Genomic DNA, 17476 nt, shown 5'->3' with positions numbered 1-17476 from the left:
AAAGCCCTATTTTATGGGGCATGACTCGTACATTCATGCTCTCTGCAAGCCTCGTTGCCCTGTTGACCTGGGGCGAGGTGTCGATTGCCGCAACTCCCGTTGAAACCTCCCTGTGGGGGAATTATCTCGCCAGCCGTTCGGCGGGCCGCAACCGCGACACCATGGAAGCCGCGGGCTACCTGCGCGCCGCGCTGAAGCAGGATGCAAGCAACCCGGTGCTGACCGAGCGGCTGTTCCAGCTTGAATTGGCCAACGGCAACATTGCCGAAGCGGAAAAGCTGGCGGACAAGGTTCTCTCCTTCAACAGCCAGCAGCGCATGGCGCGCCTCGTACTCGGCCTCAAGGAATTCAAGCTGCGGCGATATGAAGAGGCCCGCAAGCATTTTGCCGAATCTGCCTACACGCCAGTCGGCGAGCTGACGTCGGCGCTGCTCACGGCGTGGTCCTATGCCGGCGAGGGATCCTACAACGCGGCCATGACCGAACTGGACAAGCTTGACCGCAACGACACCTTTGCCAATTTCAAATCACTGCACGGCGCACTCATTTCGGACTTCCTCGCCAACACGATGCGCGCCGACGCGGCCTACAAGAAGGCCTATGCGGATGCCGGCACAAGTCTCCGCGTGACGCAGGCCTACGGCAACTACCTCATGCGCACCAACAAGAAGGCCGAGGCCGAGAAGGTCTATTCCGCCTTCCTCACGGGCGGTGAAAACAATGTGCTGGTCGAGGCCTCGCTGCAGCAGGCCAAGGCCGGCGAAGTGCCCCCGCCCTTCATTCAGTCTCCATCCGCCGGTGCAGCGGAAGCCATGTTCTCGCTGGCCGCCGCCATGAACGATGACCAGAGCGCCGACGTGGCGCTGATCTATGCGCAGCTTGCGCTCTCACTGAACAGCGACCGTCCGGTGGTTCTCACCTTGCTGGGTGACATCCTCGGCACCAGCCAGCGTTATCAGCAGGCCATCGACGTGTTCGAGCAGGTGCCCGTCACCTCCGAACTGCGCACCAACGCCGATACGGAAATCGCCATCAACCTGCAGCGCATGGAACGGAACGGCGACGCGGAGACACGCATGCGCGCGATCCTCGGCCGCGAGCCCCGCAACATTGATACCTGGACGACGCTGGGCAATCTCCTGCGCAACAGCGAGAACTATGCGGAGGCCGTGAAGGCCTACGACCAGGCCATCACGGTTGCCAAGGAAGACGGCCGTGAATTGTGGAGCATCCACTACTACCGCGGCATCGCGCTTGAACGCCTGAAGCAGTGGGACAAGGCGGAAGTCGATTTCCGCAAGGCCCTTGCGCTGTCGCCCAACGAGCCCTCGGTGCTGAACTACCTCGGCTATTCGCTGATCGACATGAACAAGAAGCTCGATGAAGCGATCGGCATGGTGAAGAAGGCGGTGGAACTCCGGCCCAACGATGGCTACATCGTCGACAGCCTGGGCTGGGCCTATTTTCAACTTCGCAACTACGACGAAGCCGTTGCAAACCTGGAACGCGCCGTCGACCTGAAGCCCAGCGATGCCATCATCTCGGAGCATCTGGGCGATGCCTACTGGCGCGTGGGCCGCCGCCTGGAAGCGCGCTTCCAGTGGCAGCACGCCAAGGACAACCGGCCTGCACCGGCGGATCTCATCCGCATCGAGGATAAGCTCAAGGATGGTCTTCCGGCGGAGGCGCCGTTGGTGAAGCCCGCGGACAGTGGCCAGGGCCAGCCCTCGAACGGCTGATGTCTGCGCCGGTCACGGAAACGGCCAAAGCCAAGGTCAATCTGGCGCTGCACATCCTCGGGCGCCGCTCTGACGGCTATCACGACATTGATTCCGCTGTCGCCTTCGCCGACGTCGGCGACCTGCTCACGGTGGAGGCCGTGGCGGGCGAGGGGATTGAACTTGCCGTGGCGGGGCCGTTTGCCCAGGCCGTGCCAACGGGCCCGGACAATCTGATCTGCCGCGCCTATGCCATGGTATCGCAGCATGTCGCACTTCCGGCGGTGCGCGTGCAGTTGCGCAAGATGCTTCCCGTCGCGGCGGGCATCGGCGGTGGATCGGCAGATGCGGCGGCGGCGTTGCGGGCTTTTCTCAAACTCGCGCCGGCTTCAATTCCGCCTGCGGTGATTGACGCCATCGCCCTGAAACTCGGCGCGGATGTTCCGGTGTGCCTGCAGCAGAAGGCCTGCCGCATGCAAGGTGTGGGCGAACGGTTGTCCGCGCTGGCATCACTCCCGTCGCCGGCGATCGTGTTGGTCAACCCGGGTGTTGCCTGCGAGACGGCGGCGGTGTTTGGTGCCATCGGGCTTGCCAAGGGTCAGGAGCATGGCGCGGCGCTTGATTTCCATGCCCCGTCGACGTGGCGCAATGACATGACGGAGGCGGCGATCCGGGTTCAGCCTGTCATTGCGGATGTATTGGCGGCGCTGTCAGGTCACGCAGGATTGGACGCAGTGCGGATGTCGGGTTCGGGTGCCACATGCTTTGGTCTTGCTTCCGATCTGACGGTTGCAGAAGGCGTGGCGCAGGCGCTGCGCCGTGCGCACCCCGGTTGGTGGGTGGCGGCGTCTCGCATCACCTGAACGCAATCAGCTCTGACCTGGTGTCTCGACCACGAGTGAGGCCAGCCGGCGCACGATGGGCAGCACCACCAGCACGGTTGGAAAAGCAACCACCCAGCTGATCCCCCAGGCCTTCAGCCAGCTTGTGACGAGATCGGGCGCAAGCCCGAGGGCCTTCGCCGTGGCGACGAACGACACGATGCAGGACATGAGCAGGGACAGGAAGAACGGCATGACGATGTGCATCGCGGCCGGCGGAAGTTTCTTCATTCCAGTTTCCAGATTGTCAGTGCGACCGGGCGATGCAGAAATCGACGGCTTCCAGCAGTGCTGATTTCCATTCGCTCTCGGCGAAAATAGCGAGAGCATCCTTCGCCATGTCGCCGTAGTGGCGGGCGCGCTCCAGCGTGTCGGCGAGCGAGCCATGCCGTTCCATCAGCTTTTGCGCGTAGACGAGATCGGCTTCCGTCTGGTCGCCTTCTTCCAGCGTGCGCTTCCAGAAGTTCCGTTCTTCCGTTGCACCGCGGCGGAAGGCCAGCACAACGGGAAGGGTGATCTTGCGTTCGCGGAAATCGTCGCCCACGCTCTTGCCCAGTTCGGCCTTGGTGCCGGAATAGTCGAGCGCATCATCCACAAGCTGGAAGGCAATGCCGAGATTGCGGCCGTAGGATTCCAGCGCTTCCTGTTCGGCGCGCGGCCGGTTGGAAATGACACCGCCGACACGGGCCGCAGCGGAAAAAAGGGCGGCCGTCTTTGCGCCGACGACGCGAAGGTAAGCGTCTTCCGTGGTTGAGGTGTCCTGCGAGACGGCGAGTTGCAGCACTTCGCCCTCGGCGATGATGCAGGCGGCATCCGAAAGAATGCGCAGGCATTCCAGCGATCCCGTTTCCACCATCATCTTGAAGGCCTGGCCCAGCAGGTAGTCGCCGACGAGCACACTGGCCTGGTTGCCCCAGATCACGCGGGCGGCTTCCTTGCCGCGGCGCGTATCGCTTTCGTCCACCACGTCGTCATGCAGCAGCGTTGCGGTGTGCATGAACTCCACCGACATGGCGAGCTTGATGTGATGCAAGCCCTGATAGCCGCACATGCGCGCCGCCGCGACGGTGAGCATCGGGCGGATGCGCTTGCCGCCGGAGTTGATGAGGTGGCCGGCGATTTCCGGAATCAGCTCCACATGGCTCTGGGCCTTTTCGAGAATGAGATCGTTGATCAACCCCATGTCCTGGGCCGTCAGCTTCACCAGCGCGTCAAGCGTCGGTTGTGCCTTCTCGGCTCCCCCTTCGAACGGAATCACGACACCCATTGTCAAACCTCGGTTTTTTGCCCTTTTAACCTGTTCAGGAACAAATGGCACCGAAAATGTCACCGAAGCGTCAACCGTAAGAGATTGTATCCATGGCAAAAATTCTGCAGTAACTTCTCGTTCACCAAGCTTCGTTAACGTTCGGGGTCTATGCAACTCGCAGCCGAAGCCACAATCGGGCATATGCCGACGCCATCCGCGCACGTGCCATCTTCGTTCACGGAAGACGCCTTCCTGGGCGGTCGGCTGCGCGTGCTGCAGCCGGAAAAGGGTTATCGCGCCGGCATCGATGCCGTATTCTTGGCCGCCTCCATTCCTGTCGCTGCTGGTGAGACGGTTTTTGAAGCGGGCATCGGCGTGGGCGTTGCCGCGCTCTGCCTGATTGCCCGCAATCCCGCCATCCACATCACCGGCATGGAAGTGGCGGCCCGCTATGCCATGATGTGCGAGGAGAACGCCAAGCGGAACGGCTTCGCGCAGCTTCTCAAGGTCATCCACGGCGATGTGAAGGAAGCGATGCGCCGCGATCTCGCGCATTTGCCGCAACACGGCACCTTCGCCCATGCCTACGCCAATCCGCCCTATTTCGAGGATGGCAAGGTCACGGCCTCGCCCAGCCTGCTCAAGGCGCAGGCCCATTCGTTCGGGCCGGACGATCTCGACATCTGGATCAAGGTGATGCACGCGATGGTGTCGCTGCGCGGCACCGTGACCCTCATCCACCGCGCCGACTCGCTCGGCAAGATTCTTGTCTCCATGGAAGACCGCTTCGGCGACATCCGCGTGGCGCCGCTCTATGCGCGCGAAGGTACGGCGGCGAGCCGTGTCATCGTGCAGGGTGTCAAGGGCTCCAAGGCGCCGATGCAATTGCTGCCGGGCCTCATCCTCCACGGCGAAGGCCACGCCTTCACCGCCGACGCCGACGCCGTCCTGCGCGAAGGCATGGCCTGGCGGCTGCGGTAACCCCCCGCTTGCCTTCCGCTGCGGGGGCTCCCATATCGGCGGCATGTTGAAAACTTTTCTGAAGCTTGTGCCTGCCCGCTTCCGGCGGAGCATTCCTGTCATTCATGTGGTGCGGCTGGATGGGCCGATCATGGCGGAGCGGGGTTTGCGGCCGACCTTGTCGGGCAAGACGCTGGAGCCGGTGCTGAAGAGGGCGTTCCGCAAGGGCATCGCCGGGGTGGCGCTGGCCATCAATTGTCCGGGCGGTTCGCCGGTGCAATCCGCCATCATCGCGCGGCGCATCCGGCAGCTGGCAGAGGAGCACAAGCTTCCCGTCTATGCCTTCTGCGAAGACGTGGCGGCATCGGGCGGCTATTGGCTCGCTTGCGCGGCGGATGAAATCTATGCCGATGAAAATTCCATCGTGGGCTCGATCGGCGTCATCTCCATGGGCTTCGGCTTTCCGGAGACGCTGGAGAAGCTCGGCGTGGAACGGCGCGTGCACACGGCAGGCGACAACAAGAGCCAGCTCGACCCGTTCCAGCCGGAGCGGAAGGAAGACGTGGAACGTCTCGAAATGATGCTCGGCGACATGCACGACAGCTTCAAGTCCATGGTGCGCCAGCGCCGCGCCGGCAAGCTGAAGGGCGACGAGAAGGAGCTGTTCTCGGGTCTCTACTGGCGGGGCGGGAAGGCTGTGGAGCTGGGTCTGATCGACGGGCTGGGCCATCTGAACGACGAGCTGCGCCGGAAATTCGGCGAGAAAGTCGTGATCAAGCCGGTTGCGGCGGCAGGCGGCTGGGGCATGCGCTGGCTGGGCATGGGGCGCGACAGTGCCGCCCTGGCGAGCCTCCCCGATGCGGCATTGGAGGCGTTGGAAAACCGTGCATGGTGGTCACGTTTTGGCCTATAATGAGCTCTTAAAGGCTCTGGCCTTGGGGAGAAGTGAAGCCATGCGTTTCGTCAAGTCCTTGCTCGCGGCGGGTGCCACCATGCTGGCGGGTTTCGCGCTGAAGAAAGTGGTGGGTGCCATTGAGAAGCAGGCCGAATCCGCCCGCGTCAAGCGTGAGGATGCGCGCGACCCGGCTGAGTTCAAGCGCCTGAAGCAGGATCCCGTCACCGGCGTCTACTACGCCGAGGACTGACCGCCCAATGGGAAAGACGGAGACCGACGACTGGCTGGACCGCGTCTACCGCGCCAAGAACGGCGAAGACCTGCGCAAGCTCTACGACACCTGGGCCGAAACCTATGATGCCGACCTCCTGCATGTGGGCTACGTGCATGCCCCGGTGATTGCCGGGCTGGTGTCGCGGCATGTGCCGTCGCGCGAGGCGGCAATCCTGGATGCGGGCGTGGGCACGGGTGCCATCGGCAACATTCTCTCCATCCTCGGCTACAACAATCTCACGGGCATCGACATGTCGGCGGGCATGCTGGAGAAGGCGCGGGCGCGCGGCTGCTATGCCGACCTGCGGCAAGGCGTGCTGGGTGAGGCGCTACCCTTTCCGGATGGTGCCTTTGACGCCATCCTCTCCACCGGGACGTTCACCAACGGCCATGCGCCGGCGAGTGCCTTTCGCGAATTGACGCGCATCCTGGAGCCGGGCGGCGTGCTGCTGTTCACCGTGGGCACCGTGATCTGGGAAGAGCAAGGCTTCCACCACATGCTGGACGGTCTGGTGCGTGCCGGCCTGCTGGCGGCGGTGGAGACGACACCCATCTACCGGCCTCTGCCGTTCTCCCATACGGAAGGTGATTTCACCACGCGGGCGCACGTGTACCGCAAGCTGGGGTAAACTGAGTTCCGCTTGAGAAAATCTCCGTCATCCCGGCGTTAGAGGGTACCCAGGGCGACGCCTTCCCTTGACCCTCCCGGCTTGCGCCTTTATGCGGCGCAACATGGCTTTGCATCCGACGAAATCCTTCCAGGACCTCATCCTCACGCTGCACCAGTACTGGGGCGAGCGGGGCTGCGTCATTCTCCAACCCTATGACATGGAAGTGGGCGCTGGCACGTTCCATCCGGCGACGACGCTGCGCTCGGTGGGGCCGAAGCACTGGAGTGCCGCCTATGTGCAGCCTTCGCGCCGCCCCAAGGATGGCCGCTACGGCGAGAACCCCAACCGCCTGCAGCATTACTATCAGTATCAGGTCATCATGAAACCCTCGCCGCCGGACCTGCAGGACCTCTACCTCGGTTCGCTCGCGGCCATCGGTCTTGATCCCAGGCTGCACGACATCCGCTTCGTGGAAGACGACTGGGAAAGCCCGACGCTGGGCGCTTGGGGCCTTGGCTGGGAGGTATGGTGCGACGGCATGGAAGTCTCGCAGTTCACCTATTTCCAACAGGTGGGCGGTCTTGATTGCGCCCCGGTCTCCGGCGAACTCACTTACGGACTCGAACGCCTCGCCATGTATGTGCAGAACGTCAACAACGTCTATGACCTGAACTTCAACGGCCGCGCCGAGGGCGAGGGCCGCATCTCCTATGGCGACGTCTTCCTGCAGGCCGAGCAGGAATATTCGCGCTACAATTTCGAGCATGCCGACACAGCGATCCTGCACCAGCATTTCATCGATGCGGAAAAGGAATGCCGGGCGCTTCTCGATGCGGGCGACAAGGATGGCCGGCACGACCTGGCGCTTCCGGCCTATGACCAGTGCATCAAGGCCTCGCACACCTTCAACCTGCTGGATGCGCGCGGCGTCATCTCGGTCACGGAACGGCAGGCCTACATCCTGCGTGTGCGTGAACTGGCGAAGGCCTGCTGCGAAGCGTGGAGCAAGACAGCCGGAGGGCGCGTGTGATGGCTGAGCTTCTGCTCGAACTGTTCTCCGAGGAAATCCCGGCGCGGCTTCAGGCCAAGGCGGCGGAGGATTTGAAATCGCTCATCACCAACGGCCTGGTGGATGCAGGCCTTACCTATGAGGGCGCGCAGGCCCATGCCACGCCGCGCCGCCTCGTGCTGTCGGTGGAGGGCCTGCTGGCCCGCGCCGCCGATACGCGGGAAGAACGCAAAGGTCCGAAGGTCGATGCACCGCAGGCCGCCATCGACGGCTTCCTGCGCTCCACCGGTTTGACGCTCGATCAACTCACCACGCAGGACGACAAGAAGGGTGCGTTCTATCTCGCCATCATCAAGAAGGCGGGGCGGAGTGCCGAGGAGATCATCGCGGCGCTTGTGCCGGAGGTGATCCGCAAGTTCCCGTGGTCGAAGCCCATGCGCTGGGGTTCGGGCAGCCTGAAGTGGGTGCGGCCGCTGCATTCCATCATCTGCACCTTCGATGGTGAGGTGGTCGCGTTCGATGTGGATGGCATTCGCAGCGGCAACAGCACGCGCGGGCACCGTTTCCTGTCCAAGGGCAGCGTGGAGGTGAAGCGCTTCGAGGACTATGCCGACAAGCTGCACAAGGCGCATGTGATCGTGGATGCCACGGCGCGGGCCGAGACGATCCGCCATGATGCGCGCACGCTCGCCATGGCGCAGGGCCTCGAACTGATCGAGGACGAGGGGCTGCTGAAGGAAGTGGCAGGCCTTGTGGAATGGCCCGTGGTGCTGATGGGCGAGTTCGATCCCGCCTTCCTTGATGTGCCGCCGGAGGTGATCATCACCACCATCAAGAACAACCAGAAATGCTTCAATCTGCGTGATGCCAAGACGGGCAAGCTGGCGAACCGCTATCTGTTGATCTCCAACATGATCGCGCGCGATGGCGGGCAGGAGATCGTCCGCGGCAACAACAAGGTCATCGCGGCGCGCCTCTCGGACGCCAAGTTCTTCTGGGACCAGGACCGCAAGGTGAAGCTGGAAGACCAGCTTGCGAAGCTCGACGCGATCACCTTCCATGCCAAGCTCGGCACGCAAGGCGAGCGCGTGAAGCGCATCGAGACACTGGCTGGCGAAATCGCCAAGACGATTGGCGCTGACGTGGAGAAGGCGAAGCTGGCGGCGCGCCTGGCCAAGGCTGATCTCGTCACCGGCATGGTGGGCGAGTTCCCGGAACTGCAGGGCCTCATGGGGCGCTACTATGCGCTCGATCAGGGCCACGACGCCGAGGTGGCCGACGCCATCCGCGACCACTACAAGCCGCAAGGCCCCAGCGACAACATCCCGGCCTCGAAGGTCGGCATGGCCGTGGCGCTGGCGGACAAACTGGATACGCTTGTCGGCTTCTGGGCTATCGACGAAAAGCCGACGGGTTCGAAAGATCCGTATGCGTTGCGTCGTGCGGCGCTCGGTGTCATCCGTATCATTCTCGAGAGTGACCTGCGTCTCCGCATGAAGTGGGGCAGCGACCTCCTCTCCTTCTTCGCCGACCGCCTCAAGGTCTATCTCAAGGATCAAGGCGCGCGGCATGACCTGATCGACGCGGTGTTCTCCCTCGGTGGGCAGGATGACCTGCTGATGGTGGTGAAGCGTGTCGAGGCGTTGTCGAAGTTCCTCGACACCGATGACGGCAAGAACCTGCTCGCGGGTGTGAAGCGCGCCGCCAACATCCTCCGCATCGAAGAGAAGAAGGACGGCACCACCTATTCGGGTGACGTCAATCCGCAGCAGCTGATCAAGGGCGAGGAGAAGGCGCTGCATTCCGCCATCACCGCGTCGTCAGCGCAGGCCCGCAAGGCCGTGGAGAACGAGGATTTCGAGACGGCGATGAAGGCGATTGCGAAATTGCGCGCGCCCGTCGATGCCTTCTTCGAGGGCGTCACGGTGAACGACAAGGACCAGACCTTCCGCGTCAACCGCCTGCGTCTCCTCAACCGCATCCGCGAGGCTTGCGCCGAGGTGGCGGATTTTTCCAAGATCGAAGGCTGAGTTCCCTCATCCTCCCTTCGCCGCGTGAGCGCGATCGGGAGGGGAGGAGCCGTGGTACAATCGATGCACCTGAGGTGCTGGGCAGTTGTGCGAGGCTGGCCCTACGCAGCGGCGCGCCGGCGTGATATGCGGCGCGGATGATCCACGCTCCCGACTCGCGATATTCCTGGTTCCGCATGGCGATTTCGCTGGCCCTTGCCACCATTGGCGGCATCGGGTTGTGGGCGGCGGTGGTCACGTTGCCGGTGGTCGAACACGAGTTCGGCATTGACCGCTCGGGTGCCTCCCTCCCTTACGCCCTCACCATGATCGGCTTTGCCCTGGGCGGCCTCGTGACGGGCCGGATTGCGGACCGTTTCGGCATCATGGTGCCGATGTTTGCGGGCTCCGTGATGCTGGGTGTGGGCTTCATCGCCTGCGCCTATGCGCCGAGCTACTGGACCTTCGTTGCGGCCCAGGCGGGCATCATCGGCTTCATGGGCTGTGCCACCACCTTCGGCCCGCTGGTGGCCGACATCTCGCTGTGGTTCCAGAAGCGGCGCGGCATTGCGGTGGCGATCGTCGCCAGCGGCAATTACCTCGCCGGCACCATCTGGCCGCCCGTGCTCACCCACGCCATCGAACTGTGGGGCTGGCGCAATTCCTACATCTTCATCGGCATCGTCACGGTGGTGCTGATGCTGCCGCTGTCTCTGCTGTTGCGTCCGCGCGCCTCGCTGGAGGAGCGTCCGGCGCCCGCAGCGCTCACGCGGGAACCGAACGGCACGCCAGTGCTGCAGGGGCTGCTGATTTTCGCCGGATTGGCCTGCTGTGTCGCCATGTCCATGCCGCAGGTGCACATCATCGCCTATTGCGCCGACCTGGGCTACGGCACGGCGCGGGGGGCGGAAATGCTGTCGCTCATGCTGGGCTTCGGCGTCATCTCGCGCTTTGCATCCGGACTTCTCGCCGACAAGATCGGCGGCGTGGGGACGCTGATCATCGGTTCGTTGCTGCAATGCCTGGCGCTGCTCTTCTACATTCCTTTCGATGGCCTCACCTCGCTCTACATCGTGTCGGCCTTCTTCGGCCTTTCGCAGGGCGGTATTGTGCCGAGCTATGCGCTCATCATCCGCGACAATTTCCCGGCGCGGCAGGCGGGCTTCCGCATTTCACTGGTATTGACGGCAACCGTGCTGGGCATGGCGCTGGGCGGATGGCTATCAGGCCAGATCTACGACATGACCGGGTCATACACCTGGGCCTTCGTCCACGGCATCGGCTGGAACCTCGCCAACATGTCGGTGGCGATGTGGCTCGTCTTCCGCAACCGCACGCCCGCTTTGCCCCGAGCCCTGCCAGCCTGAGGACGACCTCATCGCAGCGCCGTTCATCGTCTGTGCACGGAAGGCTTGACCGCGTCGGGCCGAACGGCTTTGCTGCAATGCAACACGATCATGACCGCCGCTGACCCGCTTCTCTTCTGCCACCTCGGTTCCACGGGGCCGTCCGACGCTGCCGCACTGGGCGCGAAGGCGACGCAGCTATGCGGCATGGCGGCCTTGTCGTTGGCGGTGCCGCCCGGCTTTGCGCTGCCAGTCGCGGCCTGCCGCAGCCTCGGCGAGGGCCTGAAAGCACCGCTGTCCGGGAAACTCGACCAGGCCATCGCGCAACTGGAAGCGGAGACCGGCCGCACATTCGGCGGGCGCGAGAAGCCGCTGCTGCTGGCGGTGCGGCCCAGTGTGCCCGCAGGTGTGCCCAGTGCAGTCGAGGCAGTGCTCAACATCGGCCTCAACGACGTCACTGTGGCGGCGCTTGCAACCGAGAGCAACGATGTGCGCTTTGCCCAGGAATGCTACCGCCGTTTCATCCAGAATTATGCCCATGCCGTGCTGGGGGACGACCCCGCCGCCTTTGAGGATGTGCTGGCCCTCTACAAGGAGGAGCGCGGCTATGTGTCGGATGCGGAGTTGCGCGGCTCGGACGCCACGGAAATCGCAAAGCGCTTCAAGGCGCAGTTCGAAAGCAACAACGGCGAGGCCTTCCAGGAGGATCCGCGCCAGCAACTGATGACGACGCTCGCCGCCATGGTGCGCGCCTGGCATGCGCCGCGCGCCAAGACACAGCGCAAGATTCACGGCGCGCCGGAAGATGCAGGACTGTCCCTCATCGTGCAGGCCATGGTGTTCGGCAATGCGGGCGACGACAGTGGCGTCGGCCGCGCCTGGTCCCGCCACCCGCAGACAGGCGTGGCAGCGATGGCTGGCGAATTCCTGCCGCAGGCGCAAGGCCCGGACCTCGCGGCGCGGCTCAGGGCCGTGGTGCCCTTGCGCAATGGCGGTGGAGAGTCGCTCCAGTCCGTCCTGCCCGAGACTTGCGCCGCGCTGGAAAAGGGGGTTGCGGCACTGGAAACGACGTTGCGTGACGCCGTTGAAGTCGAATTCACGGTGGAGCATGGACGGCTGTGGTTCCTGTCAGCCCGGCCCGGCAAGCGCTCGACCTCCGCCTCGCTGCAGATCGTCACCGATTTCGTGCGCGCCGGCTCCATGACGGAACAGGAGGCGCTGCTCCGCATCGATCCCCTGTCGCTGGACCAGTTGCTCCATTCCACAATTGATCCCGAAGCCAAGCGCATGGTCGTGGTATCGGCGCTGCCGGCTTCTCCGGGAGCCGTGTCGGGGGCGATCATCTTCGATGCCGAGGAGGCGCGCGCGCTCGCGGCAGATGGAGTGAAGGTGATCCTCGTCCGGCCCGAGACGCTGCCGGAAGACATTCGCGGACTCCACGCGGCGGAAGGCGTGCTCACCACGCGCGGCGGCATGACCTCCCATGCGGCGGTGATTGCGCGCGGCATGGGCAAACCTTGTGTGTCCGGCGCATCGGCGCTCCGCATCGACACCGTTGCGGGCACACTCACCGGACCGGGTTTCACCCTGAAGCGGGGCGACATCATCACGCTCGATGGCTCGGCCGGGCAGGTGCTCAAGGGCGCGGTGGATATCCGTCCGCCGGAACTCTCCGGCAATTTCGCCACGCTGCTCACCTGGGCCGACAAGCACCGCCGCATGGCCGTGCGTGCCAATGCCGAAACGGTGCAGGATGCCCGCATGGCGCGGGATTTCGGCGCGGAAGGCATCGGACTTTGCCGCACCGAACATATGTTCTTCGAAGGCGACCGGCTGGTGGCCATCCGCGAGATGATCCTGGCCGACCGCGAGCGCGACCGGCGGGCGGCGCTGGCCAAGGCGCTGCCCATGCTGCGCACGGACTTCGTGGAGTTGTTCGAGATCATGGCGGGCCTTCCGGTGACGCTGCGCCTGCTCGATCCGCCGCTGCATGAATTCCTGCCCGAAGACAGCGCCGACATCGATGCCTTGGCGCGTGCGCTCAATGCCGACAACACGCTGCTCCGCCGCCGCATCCAGGACCTGCGCGAGCAGAATCCCATGCTGGGCCATCGCGGGGTGCGCCTGCTGCTGAGCTATCCCGAAATCGTGGACATGCAGGCCCGCGCCGTGTTCGAGGCGGTGGCCGAGGTGGCGAAAACGACGGGGAAGCCGCCCATTCCGGAAATCATGGTGCCGCTGGTCGTCTCGCGCGCCGAGCTTGACCTGGTGCGGGGACGGATCGATGCCGCCGCTGCCGACGTGCAGCGCGAGACGGGGCTGACCTTCACCTATCGCGTGGGCACGATGATCGAGTTGCCGCGCGCCGCCCTCAGGGCGGCGGACATCGCCCAGGCGGCGGAGTTCTTTTCCTTCGGCACAAACGACCTCACCCAGACGACATTCGGCATCAGCCGCGACGACAGCGCCCGCTTCATCGGTGAATACGCGTCCAAGGGAATCTTTCCGGCCGATCCCTTCGTCACGCTGGACGTGGATGGTGTGGGCGAGCTTGTTCACATGGCGGTGGAGCGGGGCAGGGCAGCGCGTCCGGACATCCATCTCGGCATTTGCGGCGAGCATGGCGGCGACCCGCAATCGATCGCCTTCTGTGAGTCCGAGGGGCTCGACTATGTGTCGTGCTCGCCCTTCCGCGTGCCCATCGCGCGCCTTGCCGCAGCCCAGGCCCGGTTGCGGAAATCAGGCTAAAACCCCGCCCGTTCAGTGTGTTAACCATGCCTTACAGAAGGCGGAAAAGTGACCCCGGAATGGCCATTTCGGGTTGCCGGACGTGGTTAACCTGTGGTAAACGGGAACCGTTGTATTGTACTGGTATCCGGTCGGGGTTCCCACTAGGGAGGTCCGGTCAACAACAAGTCGGAGCGGGAAGTTGAGGGCACCGGAATATCGCGGGCGACGGAGCTGGGTTGACGACTCCTTTGAACTGGAGTTCGAGGAACCCCGCAGCGCCATTGCAGAATATTCGCCAATCGTGCTGGGCGGCATCATGCTGGTCGCCGCTTTTGCCTTTGCCGGACACTACATCGGCCGCAACGCGTCGGCCCATACCGCTGAAGCCTCCGTCATCTCCATTCCGTCCATGCCCTCCATGCCGCAAACGACCGAGCTTTCGAGCAAGAGTTCGCTGCTGCCGGAAGGCGACACATTCCAGTCCGCCGCCCTCGTGCAACTGCGCAGCCAGACCGTGCAGGCCGATGGCAAGGGCGACCTTTTTGTTCCCGATGCCGGGGAAGCGCCTGAAGCGCCCGTGAAGAAGAAGGCGCTCGCCGCAGCCAAGGACAAGCGTATCCACATCGAGCCGGCCTCCATCAACCTGAAGGCCGAACAGGATGTGAGCGCCAAGGCGGTGAAGAAGCTGGCGCTGGCCGCCAAGCCCGCCGAAACGGGCGAAGCTCTCGTCATTTCAAACACGGACAAGAAAAAGCAGCTGTCGCAGCGCCGCCTCCGCGTCGCGGAGGAGAACTGCCTTGCCCGGGCCGTCTACTTCGAAGCCCGCTCCGAGTCCGAGATGGGTCAGCTTGCGGTCGCGAAGGTCATCCTCAACCGCACCAAGGATCCGGCCTATCCCAAGACAATCTGCGGCGTGGTCTACCAGGGTTCGCAGCGCCGCAATTCCTGCCAGTTCTCCTTTGCCTGCGACGGCATGCCAGACGACGTGAAGAGCCCTGCCGCCTGGTCGCGCTCCAAGCGCATTGCCCAGATGGCGATCAGCGGCGAGGTCAACATGGGCAAAGCCATGAGCACCGCCACCAACTATCATGCCGACTACGTGAAGCCGCGCTGGGCCCGGTCCATGCGCAAGCTGGTGAAGATCGGCACGCACATCTTCTATTCTGACGGCTGACCGGCCAGCCATCGCACCCCACAAGGCGCCGCGCGGCGCCTTTTTTATTGGCTCAACGGCCGGTGGTGCGGATGGGAAGGGTGAAGGAGCGTCCCTCGAAGGCGTCGGCGCCGCGGCCGATCCGTTCCACTGCGCGCAGCATCCTGCCGTGGCGCCCGAGGATCTGGTCCACCTGCGAGACGATCAGGCGGTTCGGCGTGGCAGAGGGCGAAGCCTCACGCAACTCGCGGGCGAGGTCATCTTCATCTTCATCGGCGCGCAACAGGCAGGCGGCGGAATAGGCCGCGGCCGTGGAGCGACTGATGCCGGCCCAGCAATGGATGAGCAGCGGGGCGGTGCGGTCCCACTCCGTGATGAAGTGCACGAGCCGTTCTGCATCGCGCATCTTGGGGCCTTCGAGGCCGCCGCCATCGGCGTTCACATCGTGGAACGTCAGCCTGAGGTGCTGGCCGTCGGCCAGTGCCGGAAAATCCGGATGGGGCGTGTCGGGACTGAGGATGCTGATGGCGCGTTTGGCGCCATGGGCGGCGAGTTGCGCATGGCTGTCGCGCAGGCTGGTGACAATGATCATGATGCGGCCTGCAATTTGGCGAAGGCTGCACAGTATTGCGATGCGGCTTTGGTCGCAGGAAGCGGCGCAAGGGCGTGACCATATTCCGGGGCGAGCCCGGTGAGGCCACGCGGATTGCCGAAGAAGCGGCGGGCCTCGTCGACGGCAAATCCGGCAAGCTGGGTGGCCTCCAGGTATGCAGCAACACGGTCGGCCTGCTTGATCTGGTCGAGCAATTCGGCGCGGGCCACGGGTGGCAAGCCGAAGCGCAGGTGGATGGCGCCAAGCAGGCGGTTCTCGAAGGCCTTGTAGTCGACGCCGAGCGCTGCCTTGAACGGCGAGATCATGTCACCGATCACATATTCCGGCGCATCGTGCAGCAACGCCACAAGCCGGTCGGCGCGGGAGGCCGCTGGCGTGAGGTGGGCAAAGATCGCTTCCACGACCACGCAATGCTGCGCCACGGAGAAGGCGTGGTCGCCGCGCGTTTGTCCATTCCAGCGCGCCACGCGGGCGAGGCCATGGGCAATGTCCTCGATCTCGATATCAAGCGGCGAGGGATCGAGCAGGTCAAGGCGGCGGCCGGACAGCATGCGCTGCCAGGCGCGGGGCGGAACGGTATTCATCGGCGGGCCAGGGTTTTCACGTGTGCGTGGCGGTGACAGCCCACCAGATGGTCATTGACGAGGCCGCAGGCCTGCATGAAGGCGTAGACAATCGTCGGTCCGACGAAACGGAAGCCGCGCTTCTTCAGGTCCTTGGAGATTTTTTCAGCCAGCGGCGTCTGGGCCGGGACATCGCCCATGCCGCGGAAACTGTTCTGCACCGGCCTGCCATCGAGGAAACCCCAGAGATAGGCGGAAAAGTCCGGCATTTCGAGATAGGCCTGGGCGCTCGTCACCGCTGCGTCGATCTTCAGCCGGTTACGGACAATGCCGGGGTCGTTCATCAGCGCCGCAACCTTGCGGGCATCGTAGCGGGCGATCTTCTCCGCGTCGAAGTTGTCGAACACGGCGCGGAAGTGATCGCGCTTGCGCAAGATGGTGATCCACGACAATCCCGCCTGGAAGCCATCGAGGATGAGCTTCTCGAACAACGCGCGCGAGTCATACTCGGGCACGCCCCAGTCCGTGTCGTGATAGTGCACGTAAAGGGAATCCGTGCCGCACCAGGGGCAGCGGTTCTTGCCGTCGTCGTGGGTCGTGGCATTCATGCAGCGGCATCCGGGATGGTGAGAGGGAGGGTCATCCACTGCGGCTTGTGAACGGAGAGCCTGACAGCGGATGTCAGCAGTGGTGCCGTCGCTTCCGCCAGGCGATCGAGGCGGAGGAGGGCCAGTCCCTCCGTTCCGACCGACGACAGGACTTCACCGATGGCGGTGGAGCCTGAACGGATTTCGCTGCCCTTCGGGGGCAAGGCTGCGGTGCCCGTGATGGGCAAGATGCGGTTTCGGGCCGTACCCCGGTGTTGCATGCGCGACACCACTTCCTGTCCAACATAACAGCCCTTGGTGAAACTCACGCCGTGAACAAGGTCGAGGTTGGCTTCGTGGGGAAAGAGCGCGTTCTCGCCGATGTCGGCGTCGCTGTCGGCAAGGCCGTTGGCGATGCGTGCTGCCGCGTAACCCGTTCCTTCCGGCATTGCGCCAGTGGCCACGATGCTGCGCTGGCCCATGCCTGCCAGGCGCGGATCATCTCCGCCCAGTCCTGTGGCGCTGCCCACGGCGATGCGGCTGCTCTCATCCGCCTCGATCTCGATCTTCGCCCGCAGGCGGTAGAGCTTCAGTTTCTGCAGCAGGGCGCTGCGTTGCGACAGCGCGCAATCGATGAAGACGCTGGTTCCGTCGTGGATGACAAAGACATCGTGCTGGATCTTGCCTTGAGGCGAGAGCAGGGCGCCGTAGGCCCAGGTGCGGGGCGGCAGGTCTGCGGTTTCACAGGTGAGGAGGTTGTGGAGGAAGGCCAATGGCGCCTCGCCCGCAAGCCGGATGACGGCGCGGGAGGAAAGAATTTGTGCTGCGAATGGTGAAGCCATGTGCCTTGCGTCGGTTCCGCATTCTCTTTACGAAAGC

At 64.0% G+C, this 17476-nt stretch carries 17 protein-coding genes; 11 read left to right on the top strand and 6 right to left on the bottom strand.

Features of this window, described 5'->3' with window-relative positions; all coding sequences use genetic code 11:
• Nucleotides 1–20: 20 nt before the first annotated feature.
• Nucleotides 21–1739 carry a tetratricopeptide repeat protein gene (locus IPM06_02075; GenBank protein ID MBK8769198.1) on the top strand — a complete coding sequence of 573 codons (1719 nt, stop codon included), beginning with the start codon at nucleotides 21–23 and terminating at the stop codon, nucleotides 1737–1739.
• A complete protein-coding gene (locus IPM06_02070) occupies nucleotides 1739–2581 on the top strand; it encodes a 4-(cytidine 5'-diphospho)-2-C-methyl-D-erythritol kinase (GenBank protein ID MBK8769197.1) in 843 nt (280 codons plus the stop codon). The genes IPM06_02075 and IPM06_02070 overlap by 1 nt, the downstream gene beginning before the upstream one ends.
• 6 nt (nucleotides 2582–2587) lie before the next feature.
• On the opposite strand, the gene IPM06_02065 is transcribed toward IPM06_02070, so the two are convergent.
• Entirely contained in the window at nucleotides 2588–2830 is a 243-nt protein-coding gene (locus IPM06_02065) for a DUF2798 domain-containing protein (protein MBK8769196.1), read from the bottom strand.
• A 16-nt stretch (nucleotides 2831–2846) separates the two neighbouring features.
• Nucleotides 2847–3866, bottom strand: a complete 1020-nt coding sequence (locus tag IPM06_02060; GenBank protein ID MBK8769195.1) for a polyprenyl synthetase family protein — start codon at nucleotides 3864–3866, stop codon at nucleotides 2847–2849.
• Nucleotides 3867–4049: 183 nt separating this feature from the next.
• Between IPM06_02060 and IPM06_02055 the strand changes: the two genes are divergently transcribed.
• The 9 genes from IPM06_02055 (at nucleotide 4050) to IPM06_02015 (ending at nucleotide 14855) form a co-directional block, all read left to right on the top strand.
• Nucleotides 4050–4829: a methyltransferase gene (locus IPM06_02055; GenBank protein ID MBK8769194.1), complete on the top strand. Its 780-nt coding sequence runs from the start codon at nucleotides 4050–4052 to the stop codon at nucleotides 4827–4829.
• 43 nt (nucleotides 4830–4872) lie between these two features.
• Nucleotides 4873–5721, top strand: coding sequence for a S49 family peptidase (locus IPM06_02050; protein MBK8769193.1), 849 nt, complete (start codon nucleotides 4873–4875; stop codon nucleotides 5719–5721).
• A 40-nt stretch (nucleotides 5722–5761) separates the two neighbouring features.
• Complete coding sequence (locus tag IPM06_02045) at nucleotides 5762–5953, top strand: hypothetical protein (protein ID MBK8769192.1); 192 nt, start codon at nucleotides 5762–5764, stop codon at nucleotides 5951–5953.
• A gap of 7 nt (nucleotides 5954–5960) precedes the next feature.
• Entirely contained in the window at nucleotides 5961–6605 is a 645-nt protein-coding gene (locus IPM06_02040) for a methyltransferase domain-containing protein (protein ID MBK8769191.1), read from the top strand.
• 91 nt (nucleotides 6606–6696) lie between these two features.
• Entirely contained in the window at nucleotides 6697–7617 is a 921-nt protein-coding gene (locus IPM06_02035; protein MBK8769190.1) for a glycine--tRNA ligase subunit alpha, read from the top strand.
• Entirely contained in the window at nucleotides 7617–9626 is a 2010-nt protein-coding gene (locus IPM06_02030; protein ID MBK8769189.1) for a glycine--tRNA ligase subunit beta, read from the top strand. Before IPM06_02035 ends, IPM06_02030 begins: the two co-directional genes overlap by 1 nt.
• 137 nt (nucleotides 9627–9763) lie before the next feature.
• Nucleotides 9764–10972: an MFS transporter gene (locus IPM06_02025; protein MBK8769188.1), complete on the top strand. Its 1209-nt coding sequence runs from the start codon at nucleotides 9764–9766 to the stop codon at nucleotides 10970–10972.
• A gap of 90 nt (nucleotides 10973–11062) precedes the next feature.
• On the top strand, nucleotides 11063–13699 hold the full coding sequence (locus IPM06_02020) for a pyruvate, phosphate dikinase (GenBank protein MBK8769187.1): 2637 nt from the start codon (nucleotides 11063–11065) through the stop codon (nucleotides 13697–13699).
• A 181-nt stretch (nucleotides 13700–13880) separates the two neighbouring features.
• Nucleotides 13881–14855, top strand: a complete 975-nt coding sequence (locus tag IPM06_02015) for a cell wall hydrolase (protein MBK8769186.1) — start codon at nucleotides 13881–13883, stop codon at nucleotides 14853–14855.
• Nucleotides 14856–14907: 52 nt separating this feature from the next.
• Here the strand turns inward: IPM06_02015 and IPM06_02010 are convergent, their stop codons facing one another.
• From IPM06_02010 to IPM06_01995, 4 genes are read right to left on the bottom strand one after another with little or no spacing between them, the layout of a single operon-like run.
• Nucleotides 14908–15426, bottom strand: a complete 519-nt coding sequence (locus IPM06_02010) for a tyrosine protein phosphatase (GenBank protein MBK8769185.1) — start codon at nucleotides 15424–15426, stop codon at nucleotides 14908–14910.
• On the bottom strand, nucleotides 15423–16031 hold the full coding sequence (locus IPM06_02005) for an HD family hydrolase (protein ID MBK8769184.1): 609 nt from the start codon (nucleotides 16029–16031) through the stop codon (nucleotides 15423–15425). The genes IPM06_02010 and IPM06_02005 overlap by 4 nt, the downstream gene beginning before the upstream one ends.
• Complete coding sequence (locus IPM06_02000; protein MBK8769183.1) at nucleotides 16028–16618, bottom strand: DNA-3-methyladenine glycosylase I; 591 nt, start codon at nucleotides 16616–16618, stop codon at nucleotides 16028–16030. The genes IPM06_02005 and IPM06_02000 overlap by 4 nt, the downstream gene beginning before the upstream one ends.
• Nucleotides 16615–17439: a folate-binding protein YgfZ gene (locus IPM06_01995; GenBank protein MBK8769182.1), complete on the bottom strand. Its 825-nt coding sequence runs from the start codon at nucleotides 17437–17439 to the stop codon at nucleotides 16615–16617. Before IPM06_01995 ends, IPM06_02000 begins: the two co-directional genes overlap by 4 nt.
• Nucleotides 17440–17476 lie beyond the last annotated feature (37 nt).

The organism is Hyphomicrobiales bacterium (assembly GCA_016710435.1).
In the GTDB taxonomy this organism is placed as follows: Bacteria; Pseudomonadota; Alphaproteobacteria; order Rhizobiales; family Aestuariivirgaceae; genus Aestuariivirga.
This window is presented reverse-complemented; position numbering and strand designations above follow the sequence as displayed.